A 21,145-nucleotide genomic window follows, 5' to 3' on the forward strand; every position below is an offset into this window, starting at 1 on the left:
TCGCCGCGCCCTTTGTGCGTGCGGGACCGCCGGGCGCGGCAGGACGGCGCACAGGCGTCAGGGGCGGGAGGCCTCGTCCAGGAGGGTCAGCTCCTCCTCGCTCAACGCCAGCTCCGCGGCCGCCAGCAGGGGCTCGAGCTGGGCCACGTCCCGAGCGCTGGCGATCGGCGCCGCGACCGTGGGCTGGGCGGCGAGCCAGGCGAGCGCCACCGTGGCCGGAGCCACCGCCCGCTCGGCCGCCACCTTGGTCAGCGCGTCCAGGGCCCGGCGCCCGTGCTCCTTCTGCAGGTACTCGGCCGCCATCCCCGCACGGGGGCTGTCGATCGTCACGCCGGGCGTGTACTTGCCGGTCAGGAACCCGCGGGCCAGCCCGAAGTACGGCGTGCTGGACAGCCCCTCCCTGGCCACCACGTCCCGCAGCTCGCCCTCGTAGCCCCGCTCGACCAGGTTGTACTGCTGTTGCAGGGCCACGTACCGGGCCAGGCCCTCCTCGCTTGAGGTCTTGAGAGCCTCAGCCAGCCGCTCCGCGCCGTAGTTGGACGCCCCGACGTGCCGGACCTTGCCCTCGCGGACCAGCGCGTCGAACGTGGCCAGCGACTCCACCAGCGGCGTGTCGTGGTCGTCCACGTGCGCCCAGTAGAGGTCGATGTAGTCCGTACGGAGCCGGCGCAGCGAGTCCTCGACCGCCGTCCGGATGGTCGCCGGGGCCAGCCCCTTCAGCCCCTCCAGCATGCCGACCTTGGTGGCGAGCACGATGGAGTCGCGGTTGCGGCGGGTGTGCAGCCACTCGCCGATGATCATCTCGGAGGTGGACTCGCCGGTCGCCCAGTACGGGTAGACGTCGGCGGTGTCGATGAAGTTGCCGCCGCCCTCGACGTACGCGTTCAGGACCGCGAACGCGGACTCCTTGTCAGCCGTCCAGCCGAAGACATTTGTGCCGAGCGAAATCGGGAAAACGGACAGGTCCGTCGTGCCTATTGATCTCATTACGCCATTATCGGCACCTTCGCCGAGCCTGCCCGATGGCACCCCCTCGCTCAGTGCTGGGCGGACGACAGGTCGAGGCCGCGAGGTGTGAGCAGCCACACCACGAGGGTGCCCGCCAGCATCAGCGCGGCCCCGGCCCCACAGGTCAGCGTCAGCGACTCCGTGAACGCCGCCCTGGCCTGCTCGGCCAGGGTCTCGCCGGCCGTCCCCAGCTCGCGGGCCACGTCCAGCGCCCCGCCGAGCGACTCGCCGGCGACGCCCCCGTACGCCAGCTCGCCACGGTAGACGGCGGCGGCGACGCTGCCCAGGACGGCCACGCCGAGCGCCCCGCCCACCTCGTAGCTGGTCTCCTCGATGGCCGCCGCGCTGCCCGCCTTCGCGGCCGGCGTACCCGACATGATCACTGCCGAGGCGATGGCCAGCGCGCCGTTCCCCGCGCCGATCAGCGTCAGCGCGGTCGCGATCGGCCAGTACCCCAGCGGGTCCGGCGCCAGGTAGAGCAGCAGGAACCCCAGCCCGGTCACCGCCAGGCCGCCCGCCAGCACCGCACGCGCGCCGATCCGCGCCGCCAGCGCCGGAGCCAGCGGTGAGGCGATGAGCGCGGCCAGCGCGGCGGGCAGCAACCGCACGCCCGTCTCCAGCGGCGAGTAGCCGCGCACGAGCTGCATCCACTGCGCGAGCAGCAGCAGCACGGCGGCCATCGCGATCGCCGTGACCAGCGCCGTCACCACCCCGGCGGAGAACGGGCCGTTGCGGAACAGCCGGACCTCCAGCAGCGGATCCGGCCTGCGCAGGCACCGCGCCACGAACCAGCCCAGCGTCACCGCCGCCACCGCGCACGCCACCAGGGCCGCGGGATCGGCCAGGCCGTGCTTGCCGAAATTCTTGACGGCGAACACCAGCGCCGCCATGCCGGCCATCGACAACGCCGTGGCCAGCGCGTCCCACCGGCCGGGCGCGGGGTTCCTGGACTCGGGCAGCAGGAACAGCCCGGCGGCGATGGCCACGCCCATGACCGGCACGTTCACCAGGAACGCCGAGTGCCAGCCGAAATGCTCCAGCAGGACCCCGGCCACGATGGGGCCGAGCGCCGCTCCCAGCGCGGCCGTCGCGGCCCAGACGCCGAGGGCCCTGGCGCGTTCGGCGGGGTCGGTGAACAGAGTGCGGATCATGGACAGCGTGGACGGCATGATCATCGCGCCGCCCACGCCCAGCAGCGCCCGTACGGCGATCACCTCCCCGGGGCTGTCGGCCGCCAGCACCGCCAGCGAGGCCAGCCCGAACACCCCGAACCCGGTCAGCAGCATCCGCTTGCGTCCCCAGCGGTCGCCCAGCGCGCTCACCGTGACCAGTAACCCGGACAGCACCAGCGCGTACGCGTCCACCATCCAGAGCAGCTCGACCGAGTCCGGCCGGAGGTCCTCGGAGATGGCGGGGAGCGCGACGTTGAGCACCGTCATGTCCATGACCACGAGCAGCAGGCTGAGCGACAGGACGGCCAGGCCCACCCACCTCCTGTCGATCACGCGTCCTCCCCGGCGCCGTGCAGGAACGTGCCGAGCAGCAGCCCCGGCACGTCCCTGCGCGCCACGTCGCCGCGGCGCAGACTCTCCCGGACGGCCACGAGCAGGCCGTACACCGTGTTGCTCACCCAGCGGGGCGGCAGGCCGGCGCGGAGCAGGCCCGCGCGCTGGGCGGCGGTGTAGAGCGCGATCTCGCGCTCCTCCAGCACGTCCGCGCGGTGCTTGAGCTCCGGGTGCACGGCCAGGGCATCGTCGGTGAGGCCGAAGCCGTACTCGTCGGCCACCTCGATCAGGCCCGTGAGCAGGGCGTTCAATGCCTTCTCCAGCGCCTCGCGGTCTCCGGACGCGGTGGCCTCGGCCATCCCGATGCTCACCTGGACCTGCTCCCACTGGTCGTGGGCGCGGTGTGCCAGGGCCAGCATCAGCTCCTCGCGGCTGCTGAAGTGGCGGTGCAGCGTGGCCCTGCTGATCCCCACCGCCTCGGCGAGCTGGGCCATGGAGGCGGCCGGGTTCTCGTTGAGGTGCTGGATCGCCGCGCTCATGACTTGCTCACGGCTCATCGCCATCACACGTCTCCGTATCGTTTGAGACAATTGCGTCTCATATGCTACATGATTGACTATGGCGTGGAGCCTTCTGCGAGGGCCCGGCACGGGGGTCTCGCTCTCCCGGGATGGCGGTGAAGTCGCAGGTCGCGCTATGGTGCGAGCTGTGGTGATCGGTGACGCGCGTACGCGCATCCTGGACGCGGCCGAGGAGCTGTTCGCGGGCGGCGGCTACGAGGCCACCCCGACCGCGGTCATCGCCCGGCTGGCGAAAGTGCCCAAAGGGCTGATCTTCCACTACTTCCCGCACAAGATCGACGTGCTGGTCGCCCTCGTCGACGAACGCACGCTGGTCGAGGAGGGGCGCGAGGTCGACGCGGTGCCCGGCGACCCGGCGCGCACGCTGTCCAAACTGGCGCGCGGCCTCCCGCTGCGGGCCTCACCCGCGATGCGGCGCATCCTGTTCAGGGAGGCCGACACCCACGGCTCGGTCAAGGAACGGCTCGGGCGGCTCAACGGCGAGCTGATCAGGCGCGCCAGGTTCGCGCTTGAGCTGGCGCTGCCCGGCGCGCGCGGGGACGCGGCCAGGCTGGAGGTGGCGGCGGCCACGTTCGCCGCCGTCCTGCTCTACCAGGAAAATCTCTGCCAGCTAACCGGCCACCAGATCGATCCCGACGCCGTCGCGGAACTCATCGCCCATTCCCTCGTCTGACAACTCCTCGAGCGCCGTACGCAGGTGGCCGAGCAGCCCCCACACGTCGTCCATCCGCTCGGGGCAGGCCACGATGCCGAAGTCGAGCATGCCGTCGTAGGAGAAGCAGGTGATGTTCAGGCCGCCGCTCATGTCGGTCAGCACGGACAGCGGGTAGTACGACAGCACCCTCCCGCCGCACAGGTAGAGCGGGAACTGCGGGCCCGGCACGTTGCTGACGATGAGGTTGACCGGCGGGAACGCCATCCCCGCCAGCCGGGAGATCGCCGGCGTGGCCAGGCTGGTCAGCGGGGCGGGCAGCACCGAGCACAGCTCGCTCAGCCACGTCGCCGGGGCCAGCGCGAAACGCCGCTTGGCCGTGCGCATGGCGGCGCCGACGGCCTGGAGGCGCTCCCCGGCGTCGGGGACGTTCGTGGGCATGGGGGCGACCATGGCGGAGATCTGGTTGCCGACCAGGTCCTTGGCCTCGGCCGTACGGACCGCCACGGGGACGGCGACGATCAGCGGCGCCTCCGGCAGCGCGTCGCGTTCCCGCAGCCAAGAGCGCAGTGCCGAGGTGCACAGGGCCATGACGACGTCGTTGACGCTCATGCCGTTGGTCTTGGCGACGTTCTTGACGTCCTTGAGCGGGAGCGAGCCGAACGAGAGACGGCGGCGGGCGCTGATGGGGCCGTTGAACGGGGTCCGGGGGACGGTGAGGCTGGGGAGCTCGGGGCGGTCGTGCCGGTCGCCGGCGACCAGCCGCGCGGCCCTGGCGATGAACCTGGCGCCGGGGATGCCCGCCGCCAGCGGGATGGCGTCCAGGTCTCCCGCCGCCCTGACGACCGACTGGACGGCCCGTACGGGGTGGGTCGCCGTCCGCATGGCCGCTCCTGCCAGCATCCCGGCCAGCCCGGGCACGTCCTGCTCGGGCAGCCCGGGGATGCCCCGCTTCACCGGCACGGGAACGTCTCCGCCCGTCGCCGCGCCGGCGTCGCGGGTGGAGCGATCCGCGTCCGGCGTGCCGTGACCGCCGTCGCCATGATCGTCCGGAGCGCCTGCCGCCGCGGGGCGAGTACGTGGCCGGGCGCGGTCGGCGTCCGCGGCGGAGAGGACTCTTCTCGTAAGGTGGCCGTCGGTGGAGAGGCCTCTTCTCGTGAGGTGGCCGTCGGGGGTGAGGTCGAGCAGGGTGGCGAGGGTCTCCGCGCCCGAGACGCCGTCGATGGCGGCGTGGTGCACCTTCGTGTAGACGCCGACCCGCCCGCCTGCCAGCCCGTTGATCAGGTGCATCTCCCACAGCGGGTGTGCCCGGTCCAGCCGGCGCGCGTGGATGGCCGCCACGGCCTCGGCCAGCTGCCAGCCGTCCCCTGGAGCGGGCAACGTCAGCTCGAAGAGATGGTTCCCGATGTCGAAGTCCGGGTCGGCCGCCCAGTACGGGTGGTCCAGCCCGAGTGGCACCTCGGCCAGCCGGAGGCTGAGCGCGGGCGAGAGGTGCAGGCGCTCGAGCAGGAGCTCCGCCAAGGCGTCCCGGCTGACCGCTCCGCCGGCCGGGTCGAGTATCGCCAGTCCGGCCACGTGCGCGGCGGTGGTCGCGGTCTCGACATTGAGGAACTGGGCGTCGAGTGCGGTCAGCTGGCGCATCTGCTCTCCTTTTCCCGGGATGTGTGGAGCATCACACGAAGGGATTTCCGGCAGGTTTCCGCGAGAGTCTTTCAGATGAATTCAGGCGCGCCGTACCAGACTTTAGTGAATTCCCAGCTCAGTCGGGATCGGTGACAATTACCTATCCATTTACCACGTCAATGGGATGGCGCACGACGGCGTCGAACCCGTACCCGTACGGGTGCCGCGGCGTGACCAGTGGCTGGGTGGCGCCCGTCTCGTCGGTGGCCCTGGCCATCAGCACCCGAGCTCCCCGGTGGCGTGGCGCCCATGAAATGTGCCATGGCAGCCACGCGCCGACCAGGTGCTGCCCGTGATGTTCTGCCTGGCGCCAGCTGAGCCCGCCGTCGAAGCTGACCTCCACCCGCACGATCCTGCCCCGCCCCGACCAGGACCGTCCGCGCAGGATGTGCGGGCCGTGGAGGGGGAGCCGCGCATTCCAGGGAAGTTCGAACGCGCTCTTCACCGGCTGGACCGTGACGTCCGGGTAAAAGACCGTGTTCCACGGCGTGCGGAGCTCCGTCGTTGACACTTCTATATCGCCGAGCCATTTGATGGAGGCTATTCCCACCCATCCCGGCACCACCAGGCGCACCGGAAATCCGTGATCGGGGGGCAGCGGCTCGCCGTTCATTTCGTACGCGACGAGGACGTCGTCCATGGCTTTGCCGAGCGGCAGCGGCCTGCGTACGTGCCCGTAGTCCTCGAACGGCGCGTCGAGCCCGGTCGGCAGCACGTCGACCGCCCCGGGCAGCAGCCCGACCTCCTTGAGCAGGTACTTCAGCGGAACCCCGCGCCACCGCGCGACCCCGATCGCGCCCAGACCCCACTGCGTGCCCGGGGCGGAGTCGTGCTGCTGCGTGCCGTAGAAGCGCCGCCCGTTCCCGGCGCACTCGATCGCCACGTCGAACGTCCGCGACGGCATGGCCCGCAGCTGCTCGTAGCCGAGCTCCCGCGGATATCGGACGCCCGCCCCGTGCACCCGCAGCCGCCAGGTGGTGACGTCGATGATCGGGGTGGAGGTGTGGTTCCGCACGAAGAACCGGTCGATCGGGGTGTGGTATCCCTGCCCCGACATGGCCTCCCACCGCATCTCCGCGTTCAGGCCGTGCACCCTGAACAGGTGGTCGGGCAGTGGCTTCACGATCGCCGCCGTCGCTTGGTTCATGGCAGTCACCTCGCTAAGACATATTTCCTACCTGGAAACCATTTAATCCCCTCAGCCTGTTCCTGCGCGTCCCCTGTTGCCAAACTCTGTCCAACCAGTACGGGAACGTTCCATTTCTCCATCCAGGGCCTTACCCGCCGCGAGGGAGCCGGGAACCGGCCCCGGGCTACCCCGCGCTCTTTCCGGTTCGGCGCCGCTCCGCCCGGATCCGGAGGAGTTCGGCGGTGGCCTGATCGGCGGGCAGGAACGCCTCCAGGTGGAGCTCGGCAAGCGTGATGTCGGTCGCGGTGGCGAACGAGGTCAGCGTGGTGATCAGACGCAGCTCACCGTCGGCCGACGCCAGCCGCATCGGCACGGAGAAGCCGAGGTGCCCGGGGCCGACCGGGGTCTGCGGGACGTATCCGGCCAGTTCGGTGAGGAACTCGTCCAAGCGCGGGTCCGGGCTCCGCCGCGCCCTGGCGCGGAGGTTCTCGATGACATGCCGGCCCCACTCGTCAAGATTTCGCACCCTCGGTCCCATCCCGTCGGGATGGAGCATGAGGCGCAGCATGTTGACCGGCGGCGCGAGCAGCCCGGGTGCGGCGTCCTCGGTGAACACCTCGACGGCGTCGTTGGCCGCCACCACCCGGCCGTAGGGCGCGACGACGAGCGCCGGGTACGGCATGTGCCCGTGCAGGATCTGCTCGAGGGCGTCGCGGACCGGCCGCAGCGCGGATTCGTCCAAGCCCGACTCCGTGAATATCGGCGCATACCCGGCCGCGGCGAGCAGGTCATTGCGCTCCCGCAGCGACAGGCCGAGTGACTCGGCCAGCCGGATCACCAGGGCCCGCCCCGGCTGGGAGCGACCGCTCTCGATGAAGCTCAGATGACGCTGGGTCGTGCCGGCCAGCGCGGACAGTTCGAGCTGGCTGAGCCGGCGCGCCCGGCGCCAGCGGCTCAGCTCCGTGCCGACGCCGCTCCGTTCGATCGTGCTGCTCACCAGACATTTCTATCCAGTCCCCATCGGCGCCGGCGATTCCCTCGAGGGAATTGCCGGACGCCGCGGCCACTCAGCAGGATCCCGTCGTGAAACGTGGGGCCGCCCGCCGACGCATCGCGGGGCCGGCCTCCACGCATGACCACGAGCGTGAAAGGCCGTTTTCATGAAGAGTTATCACCTTGATCCGGGACGTGGCCTCGCCGGGCTGACGGTCCAGGACCACGACGAACCCGCACCGGGGCGTGGGCAGGTCGTGATCAAGGTTCGCGCGAACTCGCTCGGCTTCCGCGACCTGAGGGTGCTCGCCGGCGACTATCCGCTGCCCATCAGACCCGGCGTGGTGGCCGGCTGTGAGGGGGCGGGGGAGGTCGTGGCCGTCGGCGAGGAGGTCAGCCGGGTGAAGCCGGGCGACCGGGTGGCGGCCACCGTCTTTCCCCGCTGGCTGGACGGCCCGTTCATGCCTGACAACGCCGCGCAGCTCGGAACGACGGTCGACGGCATGTTGACGGAGTACGCCGTGGTGAGCGAGGACGGCGTCGTGCACATCCCGGAGCACCTCTCGTTCGAGGAGGCCGCGGCACTGCCGCTGGCGGCGGTGACCGCCTGGAACGCCCTGACCGCGGGCAGCGCGCCGCACGCCGGGGACACCGTGCTGACCCTGGGGTCGGGAGGCGTGTCGCTGTTCGTGCTGCAGTTCGCCAAGCTGGCCGGTGCCCGGGTGCTCGTGACCACGTCCAGCGCCGCCAAGGCCGACCGGCTGAAGGCCCTCGGGGCGGACGAGGTGATCAACTACCGGGACGAACCGGCATGGTCGGAGAAGGTCCGTGCCCTCACCGGCGGCGTGGGCGTCGATCGTGTCGTCGATGCGACGGGGCCGCTGGAGCAGTCGCTGAAGTCCGTGGCGCTCAGCGGAGAGGTGGCCTTCGTCGGCTACTGGCTCTCCGGCGCCGAGGGAGCCCGGCCCATCGAACCGGCGACCCTGTTCGGGGCGGGTGCGGCGCTGCACCGCGTCGCCACGGGCAGCCGGGCCCATTTCGCCGAGTTGAACCGCGCCGTCGAGGCCCACCGGCTGCGTCCGGTGCTCGATCGGATGTTCCCGTTCGAGCACGTCCCCGATGCCTTCCGCTACGTGGAGTCGGGCGGCGGCTTCGGCAAGGTGATCATCACCCACGACTGACCGCCGGGGAACGCGCGTATCGCGCTGACTCCGCTGAGCCTGGCGGCCGTGCCTCCGGCCAGTTGCATGAACCGGCGCCGGCTGATTGAAGACATCTGGGACTCCCAACGGGGGCGGCCGCGGCCTTGCTGAGGTGCGATGCCGAGTCGGGCGAGCGGCGTCAACGTTGAGCCGGTAGCTGATGTGCCGTAGCCGGCGCATGGTCGTCGTGCGGGCGGCCGGCCGTTCGTCCAGGCTGAGGGGCCCCGGTACGCGTCAGGCAGGCACTGAACGGAGGCGCGCTCACTCCGTCTGGACGGGCGCGGGCGCCGGTGACGCTCGACGCATCCGCTCGTCCGTCCAGTAATCCTCAGCCGGCGTGGGAGTCGCGACGCGGTGAGCAGTCGGCGAGGCTGGAACGCCGGTGTCGCCGGGAGTGGGGCGAGCGCCCTCCGCGGGCTGTGACGTCGCCATGCGCACCGCGATCACGGCGAGGGCGATCAGGACCGCGGTCGCGGCTGCCGCTATGACCGTCCTGGACAAGACCAGGACCTCCCCTCGACGGGAGACTGAGGACGGGCGCGGGGCGCCCCGGCGTGGAGCCGGGGCGCCCCGCCTCACTGTTCGTCAGGATATCTGGTCGGCGTAGTTGAAGAGATCCCAGTCAGGATTGTCGAAATAAGGACTCCACCACTGGGTGGGGTTGACAATTCTGTTCAGTGTGCTGGATGTGCCGTTGACATATCCGAGGCCGGTGCTGTCGTCGTACGACCAGAGCCACGGACCGCCGCTCTGGCCGCGCGTCAGCGGACAACCCATCGTGATCTGATTCGATCCGGAGGCGGACGTGGTGCCCTGGCAGAAATACTGCCAGTCTCCCGGGTAAGGGGACTCCGACGGGTAGCCGAGCATGGTCAGGAAGCGTGATTTCGGCTGTCCGGTCTGGAAACCGTGACCGCCCACCGTGTCGACGAGTATCTGGCCGTGCTCGTTGTTGAATGTCTTGACGAAGCCGACGTCGTAATCGAAGTTGCCGTTGTTGATCCAGCCGTTGAAGCTGATCAGCCAATTCGCGGCGAAGGTGCCGTACGGACGGTTTCCGAAATTGAAGTAGGGGACGAAGACCCAGTTCTGGTGCCAGTTCCCGCCGCTGCCCCCGTGCACGCAGTGACCGGCCGTGCTCACGATGCGTTTGGACGGGCTGTTGACCGCGCCGGCAGAGCAGACGTAGTCGAGTCCGTCCACGGCGTTGCGGTAGAAGACCTTGCCGACGGCGATCGACGCGTTGACCAGCACGTTGACGTTCTGGCTGGTGCCTCGGCCGGCCTTGCCGCGTTCCACCCCCTTGAGGGACGGCGGCGCCGCGGGCTGGACGCTTCTGGGGACCGCCGCCTGGACGTCGGACGGCGACTCTTGAGCGGGATTCTTGTTGGGGGATTGCGAGACCGGGATCGCCTTGCGCATGCGCTCTTCTGTCCAGTAGGCCAGGACGGCCTCTGTTCTGGCTTTACGCGCCGTGCTCATCACCTGCGCCACGTCCGGGCTGACGGGAGCGGGGACGGCGACGGCCTCGGCCGGGGCTTTCACACTCGGTACGGCGGCACCGCTCGCCGGAGCGGTGACCACCATGGCTCCGCCCATGAGGACGGCGGCTGCGCCTGCTATGAGCGCGCGCCTTGCTGACGGGCGTAACCGAAATCCGCGCATGGAGCCTCCACAAAAGGCATCGGGGAATTCGAGACCTCCCGAAGCTACACACAAGGCAGGGCGGTTGTAAATCGCCAAATACGAGTCGCGCTGTTTTGGTCCTGGCTTTTTTCGGGTCTGGTAATTCCGCTTCTCGGAAGAAACCATGTTGCGGTCATCCGCCCGGCAGTCCGATTTCACGTGAGGATTGACAGGCGATGAAGGGCCGGTGAGCGACGGCCGGGCAGGTCACATTGGGGGGCGTCCAGCAAGCGATGGAGAAGTTGGCGAAGACCGACGGGGGGTCGGATCCCTGACCGAAAACATGGTGGCCACGGTGCTGCTTCAGCCGGTAAAGGAGGCCACCGGCCGCCCCGGCGCGGGCGGATCCCCCTGCCGGGCCACGGACTCATAGCAGAACCCGGCAACGGCCGCCGGCACGACCGCCGCCGCACACCAGGCGGCGACCCTGCGCAGGGCGCGCGTGGTCACAGGCGGAGACACGAACGTCACTCGCCGACAGGACTCGTTCTCCGTCCGGCCCTTCGGCGGTGATCCCCAGCGCGTCCCACAGGCTGGCCGGCACGACATGGTTACCGCCGACCGCTGGGCGATGTACTCACTCCGAGGATGCGGAGCGCCCTCACGTCTCCGCCGCCACGCCGGTGGTCTTCGGCTCATGCGCGTCAGCAGCGGGAAGCTTGCTGGCGGCGATCAGAAGGGCCAAGCCCGCGCCGATGCTCAGAACGTGTTCGATCATCGCGACAACGGCATGTTCCGCGGGCACGTAGTCCCAGGGCCGGATGACGGCCAGCGGAAGCTTCCAGCAGCTCCACGCGAACAGCGACCCCGAAGCTGTGAACACCAGCGTCATCGGGGCCCACAGCGGCAGCCGGGCGGGTCGGCGACGATGGAGCACCAGCATGCTGCAGCCGCCGAGCAGGGCCCACAGTCCCGCGTTCCCGTTCAGCAGCCGCTCGTTGAGATCCCGATGACCCAGATGAGCGGGGTCCAGACCGATCGTTCCGCCGAACCCCCAGTACAGCCAGAGCAAGCCCAGCACCACGGCCGCGAGCGTCCCCGGCCAGGCCCAGCGCGAGGCGCCGAGCCGGATCTGCCCGATCCGCCCCAGGAAATGACTCGGCCATCTCTCCCGCAGGTAGATCGGAAGGGCCACGGCCAGCCCTGCCGCCATCCCGGCGAAGCCGATGCCGATGAGGACCGTCTCCCACCCGGGCGCCGACTCCGCCGCCCCGGCACCAGCTCGGCCGCCGCCCTCGTCCACGCCGGACGCCCCGAGGACAGTGCTGATCACCATGTACGGGAGCATCGGAACCAGGAAGCCGGCGCCCATCCACGAAAGAAAGATCACGGGAAGGGCGGGCAGCCGCAGCCCCCATCGCTGGGCCAACGCCAGTCCCAGCGCCACCCCCACCGCGGACATCCCCACCGTGACGGCGTTGAGGGCCACCCAGCCGGCGGTGCCGACGTCCGACGGCCCGTGCCCGGTCAACCCGGCCACGATCCAGACGACCTTGACGACCAGATAGAGCGACATCGCCAGCGCGGCCGCATAACCCGCCACTCTGCGTGCGGAGCTCCAGCGCGCGCCGACGCCCCCGGCGGCCGGCCGCGCCTCCGCTCCTGCTGGCACCCGCGTCAATGGGACCCCGCCTTCTCCGCGCCGACCTCCGACACCGGCGATCCTTCCGTCAGCCGCCCGCGCACGGATCCCGCCAAGGGGTGAACAGCTCAGAGGCATTCCCCCCAGAGGGCGAAGGCAAGATCCCCCACCAGGGGGAGCGCGGGAATACGGAGATGCGCCGTGCCGAACAGGCGGACGGCTCCCATGCCCTGCTCGCCGGGACAGGATGATCACTTGACCGCGGGGCCGGCGGGGGAGCGGTCCCGTCGCATCGGTCGGTGCCTCCAGAGGAGAGGCCGCCCGCCGGTCCTGGCCGGCACCCGGCTGCTAGTGGTGGTGATTGCCGGGTGATGCGGGCGCCTGTGGCGGCGGGCGGCGTCGCCTCGCCGCGCAGAGGGCGTCTCCCCGGCGGTGGCCGGTGGTGGGCGCTAGCGGCCGAGGAACGCCAGCAGCCGATCCAGCGGCCACGTGTTGATGACGTCGTCCGTCGTCAGCCAGGCCCGCTGCGCGACCCCCACCCCGAACCGCTGGTTGGCCAGATGCGGGATCGCGTGCGAGTCACTGTCGATCGAGAACTTCACCCCATGGTGCTTGGCCAGCCGCACCAGGTCCGACGGCAGGTCGGACCGGTCGGGGAAGGAGTCGATCTCCATGGCGGTGCCCGTGCGGGCGGCCGCGCGGAAGACGGCGTCCCAGTCGGCGTCGACGGCCGGCCGTTTGCCGATCTTGCGGGTCGTCGGATGTCCGATGATGTCCACGTACGGGTTTTCGCAGGCGGCGATGAAGCGCCGGGTCATCTCCTCGCGCGACATCCCGAAATGGGAGTGCACCGAGGCCACGCACACGTCGAACCCGGCGAGGATCTCCGCGGGCCAGTCGACCGACCCGTCGGGGGCGATGTTGAGCTCCGTGCCGTGCAGGAGGCGCATGTCGGGATATTTCTCTTGGAGCTCGGCCACCTGCCCCCGCTGCTCCAGCGCCTTGTCCAGGGTCATCCGCTGCATCGCCAGGTCGGGGGCGTGGTCGGTGACCGCGTAGTACGCGTAGCCGCGGGCGTGCCCGGCCGCCACCATGTCCTCCAGTGAGGCGATGCCGTCGGTGAGGTTGGTGTGGGTGTGCAGGTCGCCCTTCAGATCCTCCAGCCGCACAAGCTCCGGCAGCTCGCCACGGAGCGCCGCCTTGACCTCGCCGCCGTCCTCGCGCATCGGCGGCGGCACGTACTGCATGCCGAGCGCGGCGTAGATGTCCTCCTCCGAGGCGGCGGCGATCACCCGCTCGCCCTCGAACAGGCCGTACTCCGACAGCTTCCAGCCCTTCTTCACCGCCATCTCCCTGATGGCGACGTTGTGCTCCTTGGAGCCCGTGAAGTATTGCATCGCCGCGCCCCACGACCCGGCGGGCACCACGCGGAGGTCCACCTGGATGCCGGACGTCGTGCGGATCGAGGTCTTCTTGTCGCCGGTGGCGATGACCTCGGCGACGTAGGGCTGGGCGCGGAAGGCGGCCATGACGGACTCGGGCGCGACCGCGAGGATGTCGATGTCGCCGATCGTGTCCTTCATCCGCCGCAGCGACCCCGCGTACGCGATGCGCTCGGCCTCCAGCGAGGCCATCACCTGCTCGGCCACCGACATGGCGACGCCGATGTGGACGCGGCGGCCCGACTGCTCGAGCTGCTCGATGCCCTTGAGCAGGTTTGCCAGCGTCTTCGGGCCGAGGCCCTTGACGCCGTCGAGGCGGCCGGAGGTGATCGCCTCGCTCAGCGCCGCGGTGGAGTCGATGCCGAAGTCCTCGAACAGCATGATCGCGGTCTTGGGCCCCAGCGTCGGCACCCGCGTCAGCCTGCGCACACCGTCGGGCACCCGCCCCCGCAGGTCGTCGAGCTGCCGGAAGCTCCCGCGCTGCAGGAACTCCTCCATCTTCTTGGCGATCGCCTCGCCCACGCCGGGAACGCCGCGCACGTCGGCCACCGAGATGTCCTCGGGGAACCCGGCGATGGCCTTGGCCGCCTTCTGGTAGCTGCGCACCCGGAAGGCGTCGCCGCCGCAGAGCGCGAACAGCTCCGCGTATTCCTGCAGCGCCGCCGCCGCCTCCTCATTTGCCCGCATGCCCACACCCTAGAAGGTAGGGCCGACAATCCGGGAACCGCCGGGAAGGCGATCAGGCAACCGCTAGAAGCGCACCTCGCGCGGGCGGTACGGCTCGCCGAGGAAGGACAGCTCCGACTCCGTCAGCGACACCGACACGGCCGCCACCGCGTCGTCCACGTGCCGGTCCTTCGTGGCCCCCACGATCGGCGCGGTCACGGCCGGCTGGTGGAGCAGCCAGGCCAGCGCGATCTGGGCGGCAGGAAGGTCGCGGTCCCTGGCCACCTGTGCCACCCGGTCGAGGATCGCCTTGTCGTTCTCCGGGTCGTACAGGAAGTCGATGCGCTGGTCGGAGCCCGTCCGCGCGGTCGTCGCCGACGAGCCCGCCCTGGCCAGCACGCCGCGCGCCAGCGGGCTCCACGGGATCACGCCCACGCCCTGGTCGGCGCAGAGCGGCAGCATCTCGCGCTCCTCCTCCCGGTAGAGGAGGTTGTAGTGGTTCTGCATCGAGACGAACTTCGTCCAGCCGTTCTGCTCGGCCACGTGCTGCGCCTTGGAGAACTGCCAGGCCCACATGCTCGAAGCGCCGATGTAGCGGGCCTTGCCGGCCTTGACCACGTCGTGCAGCGCCTCCATGGTCTCCTCGATGGGCGTCTCGTCGTCCCACCGGTGGATCTGGTAGAGGTCCACGTGGTCGGTGCCGAGACGCTGGAGCGAGGCGTCGATGGCGGCGTGGATGTGCTTGCGCGACAGGCCCCCGTCGTTGGCGCCCTCGCCCATGGGGAAGTACACCTTGGTGGCCAGCACGTAGTCCTCGCGCCGGGGGAAGATCGCGCGCAGTGCCTCACCGGTCACCACCTCGCTCGCGCCCTGGCTGTAGACGTCGGCGGTGTCGAAGAACGTCACGCCCGCGTCGGCGGCCCTGCGGATGATCGGCTCCGCCTCGTCAAGCGCCAACGCCCACTCCTGCCTGGCGGGATCGCCGTAGCTCATCATGCCGAGGCAGATGCGGGAGACCTTCAAGCCGGTGTGACCAAGTCTTGTGTATTCCATAGCGCCCACCATACGAGTCCGGTGGGTCCGGCCTGTCAGGGGCCTCGCCACGGCTGCGCGCGGTGGATCCTGATGTCCGGAAGCGGACGGGGCCGGTTAGCGGGGGCGTCGGCGGGAAGTCATCGGTTTCCAAAAGGGCCAACGACCTTTACCGGGCCGAGTGATGAGGAGGAGTGAGGCAATGGTTAACGCTCTCACGACACGACCGGCTCCGTCGATCCAACCGCATATCGGGGGTGGGGTGGAAGACAAACGTCGCGGACTCGTGTCATGGGCGCGTTCAAGACTCAAGTCTCCCAGCTGGCTGGGCGGGCTCGGGCTGGCGGCGGGCATCGCCGGCCTGGCGGCGCCGGTCATGGCCGGGCTGGTGAAGTCGGGGGCGGGGGTGGCGGGCGGCGTGACGCTGCTCGTCCTGCTGGCGCTGCACGTCAGGTTCGTCACGGAGAGACCGGTACGCGGTGCGGGCGCGTGGTGGATCGTGGCCCTGCAGGCGTGGCTCACTTATCTGCCGCTGGCCGTGTTCGGGGCGGCGTGGACGCCGGTGTTCGCCCTGCTGGCCGGCGCGCTGCTGGTGATGGCGGCCAGGATCCGCTCGGTCGTGCTCGTGGTGCTGGCGCTGGCCTGCGGCCCGGTGGTGCTCGCCGCACCCGAGAAGGCGATGATCGGCATCGGCTGGGCGCTCGCCGCCCCGTTGCTCGGCCTCGTCGAGTACGTGGTGGTGGCGCTGTCCAAGCGGGCCAGGCGGCTGACCGAGGCGCGTACCGACGTCATGCGCAAGGCCGTCGCCCTGGAGCGCCGCCGCTTCACCCGCGACCTGCACGACCTGGTCGGCCACCGGCTCACCGTGCTCGTGCTGAAGACTCAGCTCGTGCAGCGGCTCGTGGCGGAGGGCGACAAGCGGGCCGAGGACGAGGCGAGCGAGACGCTGGAGCTGCTGCGCAGCCTGTCCGCCGACGTCAGAGCCGTCGCCCACGGCCTGCGCAGCTCCTCCCTTGCGGCGGAGCTGAACTCCGCCCGGTCGCTCCTGGAGTCCGCACGGGTCCGCTGCCAGATCAAGGTGGCCTGCCGCGACCTGCCCGGCGACGTCGAGGAGGCGCTCACGCACGCCTTGAGGGAGGGCGTGACGAACGTGCTCAGGCACGCCGAGGCCCGCCAGTGCTCCATCCAGCTCCTGGAACGCGACAAGCTCGTCCGCCTGACGATCAGGAACGACGGGGTACGCCTGCCGCGCCGCCAGTGGGAGGGGGGACAGGGCCTGATGAACCTCGCCGAACGCGTCTCGCACCTCGGCGGCTGGCTGGAGGCCACGTCCTCCCGGACCGGAGTGTTCACCTTCAACGCGTATGTCCCGCGAAATAAATAAGCTCTCACAATTAATTGTGAAGAACGCACAAATATAAATTCAATAGACATATTTTCTCGATGTCGTGTGTAACTAGACCAAAACTCGTGCTGGCGGCAATCTCGAAGGGCATCCCCTTGGAGGTCGGCGTCAGATGGACAAGTACGAGCTGTACTGCCTCGTGGACCCGTGTTTCTACGACTCTCTCGAGCAGAGCACGGCGGCAGACGCCGACTTTCCTATTCTGCGCAGGCACGTACCCGACGGCTGGTCGAACGCCCTGACCGACACCTGGTGCTATTACGCTCCGGACAACGAGCCGCCGCTGCCCGCCCAGGGCTGGAAGATACACGTGTCCGCCCGTGTGGAGGACGCGGAGAAGGCCATCGCCGCCGTATGGGATTACTGCGTCCCGCGCGGGATCGCGTTCAAGTTCCTGCGCGGCACCCCCGTGCTCGTCATGGTCAACTCCAAGGCCGCCTCCCGGGCGTCCAGCGGCAAGCTGATCACTGTCTACCCCAGGGACGAGGGCCAGCTCGAGCTCGTGCTCAAGGAGCTCGACGAGCTGCTGCGGGACGTCAAGGGCCCGTACATCCTCAGCGACCTGCGCTACGGCACCGGCCCGCTGTTCGTCAGGTACGGCGGATTCGCCGAACGGCACACCCTGTCCGCGTCCGGCGAGCGCGTGCTGGCCGTCGAGGACGGCGGCGGGCAGCTCGTGCCCGACGTGCGGGGCGCGACGTTCTCGGTGCCGCCGTGGACGACGCTGCCCGGGTTCCTGGAGCCGCATCTGGCCGCGCGCAACGCCGTGACCATGAGCGGGCTGCCGTACGAGATCGAGAAAGTGCTGCACTTCTCCAACGGCGGCGGCGTCTACCTGGCGCGGGACACGCGCACGGGGGAGCAGGTCGTGCTCAAGGAGGCCAGGCCGCACGCCGGGCTCGACGCGGCCGGGCGCGACGCCGTCACCCGGCTCCAGCACGAGCGCGACATCCTGCGGCGCCTGTCGGGCCTGGCCGCCGCGCCCGCGCTGCACGACTACTTCACGCTGGGCGAGCACCACTTCCTCGTGCAGGAGTTCGTGGACGGCACGCCGCTGCAGCGGCGCCTCGTGCACCGCTACCCGCTGACCCGCGCCGACCGCACCGAGCGGGACCTCGCCGACTACACCGCGTGGGCGGTCGAGACGCTGGAGAGCGTGGAGCGGGCGGTCGAGTCGCTGCACGAGCGCGGGGTCGTCTTCGGCGACCTGCACCCCGACAACATCCTGCTGACCGCCGACGGACGAGTGGCGCTGATCGACTACGAGGTCGCCACGCTCGCCGAGGACGGCGCCCGCGCCGCGCTCGCCCACCCCGCCTTCATCGCGCCCCCCGGTCGCCAGGGGGTGGACGTGGACAGGTACGCGCTGGCCTGCCTGCGCCTCGGCCTGTTCGCGCCGCAGTGCACGATCATGCTGCCGCTGCACCGTCCCAAGGCGGCCCACCTGGGGGAGATCGTCAAAGAGACGTTCCCCGTGCCGGGGGACCTGGTGGACGCGGCCGTCGCGACCGTCGGCGCGGACGGCGAGCCGGTGACCATGCCGGAGACCTGGCCCGAGCTGCGCGACGCGATGTGCCGGGCCATCGTGGCCGCCGCCACGCCCGCGCGGGACGACCGGCTGTTCCCCGGCGACGTGGCGCAGTTCCAGCCGGGCGGCGGGCTCAACCTGGCCTACGGAGCGGCCGGCGTGCTGTTCGCGCTCCACCGCGCGGGCCTCGGGCCGTTCCCCGAGTACGAGCGCTGGTTACGCGAGCGTGCGCTCCGCCCGGTCCAGGGCTCCGGGCTCGGCCTGTACGACGGGCTGCACGGCCTCGCGTACGTGCTCGACCTGCTCGGACACCACCAGGACGCCCACGACGTCATCGAGGTCTGCCTGCGCGAGAAGTGGGAGAGCCTGGAGTCGGCGCTGTTCTCCGGACTGTCCGGCATCGGGCTGAACCTCCTGCGCTCCGGCCGCACCGACCTCGCCCTGCGCGCCGCGGACATCTGCGCGGAGCGGCTCGCCGCCCCCGTCCCCGAGCTCAGCGGCGGCAGCAACCCCAGGGCAGGGCTCATGTACGGCTCGTCGGGGCCCGCCCTGCTGTTCCTGCACGCCTACGAGCACACCGGAGACCGGGCGCTGCTCGACCTGGCGGCGACCGCGCTCCGGCAGGACCTGCGGCGCTGCCGCCACTCCTCGGACGGCTCGCTCCAGGTGAACCAGGGCTGGCGGCTGCTGCCGTACCTGGACGAGGGGTCGGCCGGCATCGCGCTGGTGCTGGAGCGCTATCTCGCGCACCGGCACGACGAGGAGCTCGCGACGGCCCTGGCCGAGCTGCGGCTGGCCGGGCGGGCCGGGTTCTTCGTGCAGTCCGGGCTGTTCACCGGGCGCGCGGGCATCCTCGCGGCCCGCGCGGGCGACCCGCAGGACCACGTCAAGGGTCTGAGGTGGCACGCGCTGCCGTACGGCGGGGGGCTCGCGTTCCCCGGCGACCAGATGCTGCGCCTCTCCATGGATTTCGCGACCGGAACGGCGGGCGTGCTCTTCGCCCTCGGCACGGCGCTGGGTGACCAGCCGGGCCATCTGCCGTTCCTGGAGGCCGCTCCCGAGCGGTCTTTCCCCGACCAAGCCCGGAAGGAGGTGTAGACGAATGGTCCTTCTCGACCTGCAGGGTCTCGAGGCTCCCGCGGCCAGCGACGTCGCCAGCGGCGGCAGCACGCTGACGGTGCTGTCGTGCCACTCTGGCAAGCCCAGCAACCTCAGTGTCGCCATTTGCCACTGATCCGTGATAGCAGTCCCCGCGCCGTCGGTGGCGGCGCGGGGACGCAGACGTAAGGAGGCACCGGGGTGCGAGCGGGAGACCGGCTGGTGATCGGCGCGGTACGGCGCAGCGGCCCCTGGCCCGCCGTGCTGACGGTCACGGCGGTCGTGGGCGCGGCCGGCGAGCTGGCGGTCCCGTACCTGGTCGGCCGCACCGTGGATGCCTTCGTCATGCGCCAGCCGGGCGGCACCCCTTGGCTGGTGCTCTCCGCCTGCGCCGTGGCCGCCGTCGTCGCCTGCGAGAGCCTCGGCGTCTGGGCCCGCGGCGCGGGCGGCGCGTACGCGGCCGCCAAGCTGCGGCGGAGCGTCCTGCGCCACGTACTCGGCGCCGGGCCCGCCGCCACCCGCCGCTTCCCAGGAGGTGAACTGGTCACCCGAGCCGGGCTGAACGCCGAGGAGGTGGGCAGGGCGCCGGAGACGGTGACCGGCGCGCTCGCGCTGCTGGTGCCGACGGTGGGGGCGCTGGTCGCCCTCACGCTCATCGCGCCCGTCCTGACCCTGACGCTCTTGGCGGGCATCGTGGTCATCCTGCTCGTGCTGCGTGCCTTCCTCCGCGCCTCGACAGTGATCTCGGGCGGGTACCAGCAGGTTCAGGGCGACATCGCCGCACGGCTCGTGGACGCCATGGAGGGGGCGCGCACGATCGACGCGGCGGGGACCGCGGCCCAGGAGGCGCGGCGCGTGCTGGCGCCGCTGCCCCGGCTGCGTGCCCACGGCATGTCGCTGTGGCGGGCCAACGCGGGCGCCGCGGTCCAGTCGGGCCTGGTGGTGCCGCTGCTGGAGGTCGCCGTGCTGATCGCCGGCGGCTTCATGCTCGCCGCCGGCAGCCTCACCGTCGGAGAGCTGTACGCGGCCGCCCGCTACGCCGTGCTCGGGGCGGCGCTGAGCACCTCCCTGGGCTTCATCGGCGGTCTGGCCAGGGCCCGGGCGGCAGCCGAACGGGTCGCCGAGGTCTTCGGCCTCACCCCGGTCGCGCACGGCACGCGGACGCTCCCGCCCGGTCCGGGGACGGTCGAGTTCCGCGACGTGGCGGTGGACGGCCTGACCGTCGGCGACCTGACGCTTCCCGGCGGCTCGGTGACAGCCGTGGTCGGACGGTCTGGAGCGGGCAAGTCCCTGCTGGCCGCCCTGGCGGGCCGCCTGGCCGACCCCGAGCGCGGGGCCGTCCTGCTCGACGGGATCCCGCTGCGGGAGTTGTCGCGGGAGGAGCTCAGAAGCGCCATCGGGTACGCCTTCGAACGCCCGGTCCTGGTGGGCGAGACGGTCGCCGAGGCCATCGCCGGGGAACCCGGCGCGGCCCTCGGCGGGAGACGTGCGCCGGGTGACGAGGGGCCGGTCGCCGACGCGGCGAAGGCGGCATGCGCGGACGCGTTCATCCGGCGGCTGCCGCTCGGCTACGGCACGCCCCTGCGCGACGCCCCGATGTCCGGGGGCGAGCGGCAGCGGATCGGCCTGGCCAGGGCCTTCGCGCAAGGTGAGCGGCTGCTGGTGCTCGACGACGCCACCTCCAGCCTCGACACCGTGACGGAGCGCCAGGTGAGCCAGGCGCTCACCAGCGACCGCCGCGACCGCACCCGGCTGATCGCGGCCCACCGGCCCGTCACCGCCGCCCGCGCCGACCAGGTCGTCTGGCTGGAGGACGGTGCGGTGCGCGCACACGGGCCCCACGACGTGCTGTGGCAGGACCCCGCCTACCGGGCGGTCTTCCAGGGGACGGAGCCGTGAGGCCGCCGCGCCGCGCACCGGGGGGAGCCGGGTGGCGGCGGGAGCCGCGCCGAA

General features: G+C 70.9%; 18 protein-coding genes. 6 read left to right on the plus strand and 12 right to left on the minus strand.

Annotated elements, in window-relative coordinates:
- Window positions 1–57 precede the first annotated feature (57 nt).
- The 3 genes from ACIBVN_RS00690 to ACIBVN_RS00700 are packed head-to-tail and all read right to left on the minus strand — an operon-like array spanning window position 58 to window position 3,070.
- Window positions 58–987 (minus strand): aldo/keto reductase, encoded by a 930-nt coding sequence (locus tag ACIBVN_RS00690; protein ID WP_397131141.1) that lies wholly within the window; start codon window positions 985–987, stop codon window positions 58–60.
- A 50-nt stretch (window positions 988–1,037) separates the two neighbouring features.
- Window positions 1,038–2,513: an MFS transporter gene (locus tag ACIBVN_RS00695; protein WP_397131142.1), complete on the minus strand. Its 1,476-nt coding sequence runs from the start codon at window positions 2,511–2,513 to the stop codon at window positions 1,038–1,040.
- A complete protein-coding gene (locus ACIBVN_RS00700; RefSeq protein ID WP_397131144.1) occupies window positions 2,510–3,070 on the minus strand; it encodes a TetR/AcrR family transcriptional regulator in 561 nt (186 codons plus the stop codon). The genes ACIBVN_RS00695 and ACIBVN_RS00700 overlap by 4 nt, the downstream gene beginning before the upstream one ends.
- Before the next feature lie 151 nt (window positions 3,071–3,221).
- Here ACIBVN_RS00700 and ACIBVN_RS00705 point away from each other — a divergent pair, with 151 nt between their 5' ends.
- The gene (locus ACIBVN_RS00705; protein WP_397131146.1) at window positions 3,222–3,767 is read left to right on the plus strand and encodes a TetR/AcrR family transcriptional regulator; all 546 of its coding nucleotides are present in this window, start codon (window positions 3,222–3,224) and stop codon (window positions 3,765–3,767) included.
- Here ACIBVN_RS00705 and ACIBVN_RS00710 read toward each other — a convergent pair.
- The 3 genes from ACIBVN_RS00710 to ACIBVN_RS00720 all read right to left on the minus strand — a co-directional run bounded on the left by ACIBVN_RS00710 (window position 3,705) and on the right by ACIBVN_RS00720 (window position 7,555).
- Window positions 3,705–5,387: a wax ester/triacylglycerol synthase domain-containing protein gene (locus ACIBVN_RS00710; RefSeq protein WP_397131148.1), complete on the minus strand. Its 1,683-nt coding sequence runs from the start codon at window positions 5,385–5,387 to the stop codon at window positions 3,705–3,707. The genes ACIBVN_RS00705 and ACIBVN_RS00710 overlap by 63 nt on opposite strands.
- 142 nt (window positions 5,388–5,529) lie before the next feature.
- Window positions 5,530–6,576 carry a sulfite oxidase gene (locus ACIBVN_RS00715; RefSeq protein ID WP_397131150.1) on the minus strand — a complete coding sequence of 349 codons (1,047 nt, stop codon included), beginning with the start codon at window positions 6,574–6,576 and terminating at the stop codon, window positions 5,530–5,532.
- Between the two features lie 166 nt (window positions 6,577–6,742).
- On the minus strand, window positions 6,743–7,555 hold the full coding sequence (locus tag ACIBVN_RS00720; protein WP_397131152.1) for a helix-turn-helix domain-containing protein: 813 nt from the start codon (window positions 7,553–7,555) through the stop codon (window positions 6,743–6,745).
- A 163-nt stretch (window positions 7,556–7,718) separates the two neighbouring features.
- Here ACIBVN_RS00720 and ACIBVN_RS00725 point away from each other — a divergent pair, with 163 nt between their 5' ends.
- Window positions 7,719–8,732: an NAD(P)-dependent alcohol dehydrogenase gene (locus tag ACIBVN_RS00725; protein ID WP_397131154.1), complete on the plus strand. Its 1,014-nt coding sequence runs from the start codon at window positions 7,719–7,721 to the stop codon at window positions 8,730–8,732.
- Window positions 8,733–9,014: 282 nt separating this feature from the next.
- Here the strand turns inward: ACIBVN_RS00725 and ACIBVN_RS00730 are convergent, their stop codons facing one another.
- From ACIBVN_RS00730 to ACIBVN_RS00755, 6 genes are all read right to left on the minus strand, one after another.
- Complete coding sequence (locus ACIBVN_RS00730) at window positions 9,015–9,254, minus strand: hypothetical protein (RefSeq protein ID WP_397131156.1); 240 nt, start codon at window positions 9,252–9,254, stop codon at window positions 9,015–9,017.
- Window positions 9,255–9,338: 84 nt separating this feature from the next.
- Window positions 9,339–10,340, minus strand: a complete 1,002-nt coding sequence (locus ACIBVN_RS00735; protein ID WP_397131158.1) for a trypsin-like serine peptidase — start codon at window positions 10,338–10,340, stop codon at window positions 9,339–9,341.
- 402 nt (window positions 10,341–10,742) lie between these two features.
- A complete protein-coding gene (locus tag ACIBVN_RS00740; RefSeq protein WP_397131160.1) occupies window positions 10,743–10,889 on the minus strand; it encodes a hypothetical protein in 147 nt (48 codons plus the stop codon).
- A gap of 151 nt (window positions 10,890–11,040) precedes the next feature.
- On the minus strand, window positions 11,041–12,051 hold the full coding sequence (locus ACIBVN_RS00745; protein WP_397131162.1) for a hypothetical protein: 1,011 nt from the start codon (window positions 12,049–12,051) through the stop codon (window positions 11,041–11,043).
- A 419-nt stretch (window positions 12,052–12,470) separates the two neighbouring features.
- Complete coding sequence (gene polX, locus ACIBVN_RS00750; protein ID WP_397131164.1) at window positions 12,471–14,150, minus strand: DNA polymerase/3'-5' exonuclease PolX; 1,680 nt, start codon at window positions 14,148–14,150, stop codon at window positions 12,471–12,473.
- A gap of 63 nt (window positions 14,151–14,213) precedes the next feature.
- On the minus strand, window positions 14,214–15,182 hold the full coding sequence (locus ACIBVN_RS00755; RefSeq protein ID WP_397131166.1) for an aldo/keto reductase: 969 nt from the start codon (window positions 15,180–15,182) through the stop codon (window positions 14,214–14,216).
- Between the two features lie 241 nt (window positions 15,183–15,423).
- Here ACIBVN_RS00755 and ACIBVN_RS00760 point away from each other — a divergent pair, with 241 nt between their 5' ends.
- The 4 genes from ACIBVN_RS00760 to ACIBVN_RS00775 all read left to right on the plus strand — a co-directional run bounded on the left by ACIBVN_RS00760 (window position 15,424) and on the right by ACIBVN_RS00775 (window position 21,091).
- On the plus strand, window positions 15,424–16,545 hold the full coding sequence (locus ACIBVN_RS00760) for a sensor histidine kinase (protein WP_397131168.1): 1,122 nt from the start codon (window positions 15,424–15,426) through the stop codon (window positions 16,543–16,545).
- A gap of 133 nt (window positions 16,546–16,678) precedes the next feature.
- Window positions 16,679–19,192: a class III lanthionine synthetase LanKC gene (lanKC, locus tag ACIBVN_RS00765; RefSeq protein ID WP_397131170.1), complete on the plus strand. Its 2,514-nt coding sequence runs from the start codon at window positions 16,679–16,681 to the stop codon at window positions 19,190–19,192.
- Between the two features lie 4 nt (window positions 19,193–19,196).
- Window positions 19,197–19,328: a SapB/AmfS family lanthipeptide gene (locus ACIBVN_RS00770; protein WP_397131172.1), complete on the plus strand. Its 132-nt coding sequence runs from the start codon at window positions 19,197–19,199 to the stop codon at window positions 19,326–19,328.
- A gap of 65 nt (window positions 19,329–19,393) precedes the next feature.
- Window positions 19,394–21,091, plus strand: coding sequence for an ABC transporter ATP-binding protein (locus tag ACIBVN_RS00775; protein WP_397131174.1), 1,698 nt, complete (start codon window positions 19,394–19,396; stop codon window positions 21,089–21,091).
- Window positions 21,092–21,145: the final 54 nt, after the last annotated feature.

Source organism: Nonomuraea sp. NPDC049400 (assembly GCF_044466425.1).
Classification (GTDB): Bacteria; Actinomycetota; Actinomycetes; order Streptosporangiales; family Streptosporangiaceae; genus Nonomuraea.

What these genes read in the sequence shown, in the direction of transcription:
- ACIBVN_RS00690 (WP_397131141.1), bottom strand. Translation starts at nt 987, where the DNA reads ATGAGATCAATAGGCACGACGGACCTGTCCGTTTTCCCGATTTCGCTC.
- ACIBVN_RS00700 (WP_397131144.1), bottom strand. Translation starts at nt 3,070, where the DNA reads ATGAGCCGTGAGCAAGTCATGAGCGCGGCGATCCAGCACCTCAACGAG.
- ACIBVN_RS00710 (WP_397131148.1), bottom strand. Translation starts at nt 5,387, where the DNA reads ATGCGCCAGCTGACCGCACTCGACGCCCAGTTCCTCAATGTCGAGACC.
- ACIBVN_RS00715 (WP_397131150.1), bottom strand. Translation starts at nt 6,576, where the DNA reads ATGAACCAAGCGACGGCGGCGATCGTGAAGCCACTGCCCGACCACCTG.
- ACIBVN_RS00725 (WP_397131154.1), top strand. Translation starts at nt 7,719, where the DNA reads ATGAAGAGTTATCACCTTGATCCGGGACGTGGCCTCGCCGGGCTGACG.
- ACIBVN_RS00735 (WP_397131158.1), bottom strand. Translation starts at nt 10,340, where the DNA reads ATGGTGGTCACCGCTCCGGCGAGCGGTGCCGCCGTACCGAGTGTGAAA.
- polX (WP_397131164.1), bottom strand. Translation starts at nt 14,150, where the DNA reads ATGCGGGCAAATGAGGAGGCGGCGGCGGCGCTGCAGGAATACGCGGAG.
- ACIBVN_RS00755 (WP_397131166.1), bottom strand. Translation starts at nt 15,182, where the DNA reads ATGGAATACACAAGACTTGGTCACACCGGCTTGAAGGTCTCCCGCATC.
- lanKC (WP_397131170.1), top strand. Translation starts at nt 16,679, where the DNA reads ATGGACAAGTACGAGCTGTACTGCCTCGTGGACCCGTGTTTCTACGAC.
- ACIBVN_RS00770 (WP_397131172.1), top strand. Translation starts at nt 19,197, where the DNA reads ATGGTCCTTCTCGACCTGCAGGGTCTCGAGGCTCCCGCGGCCAGCGAC.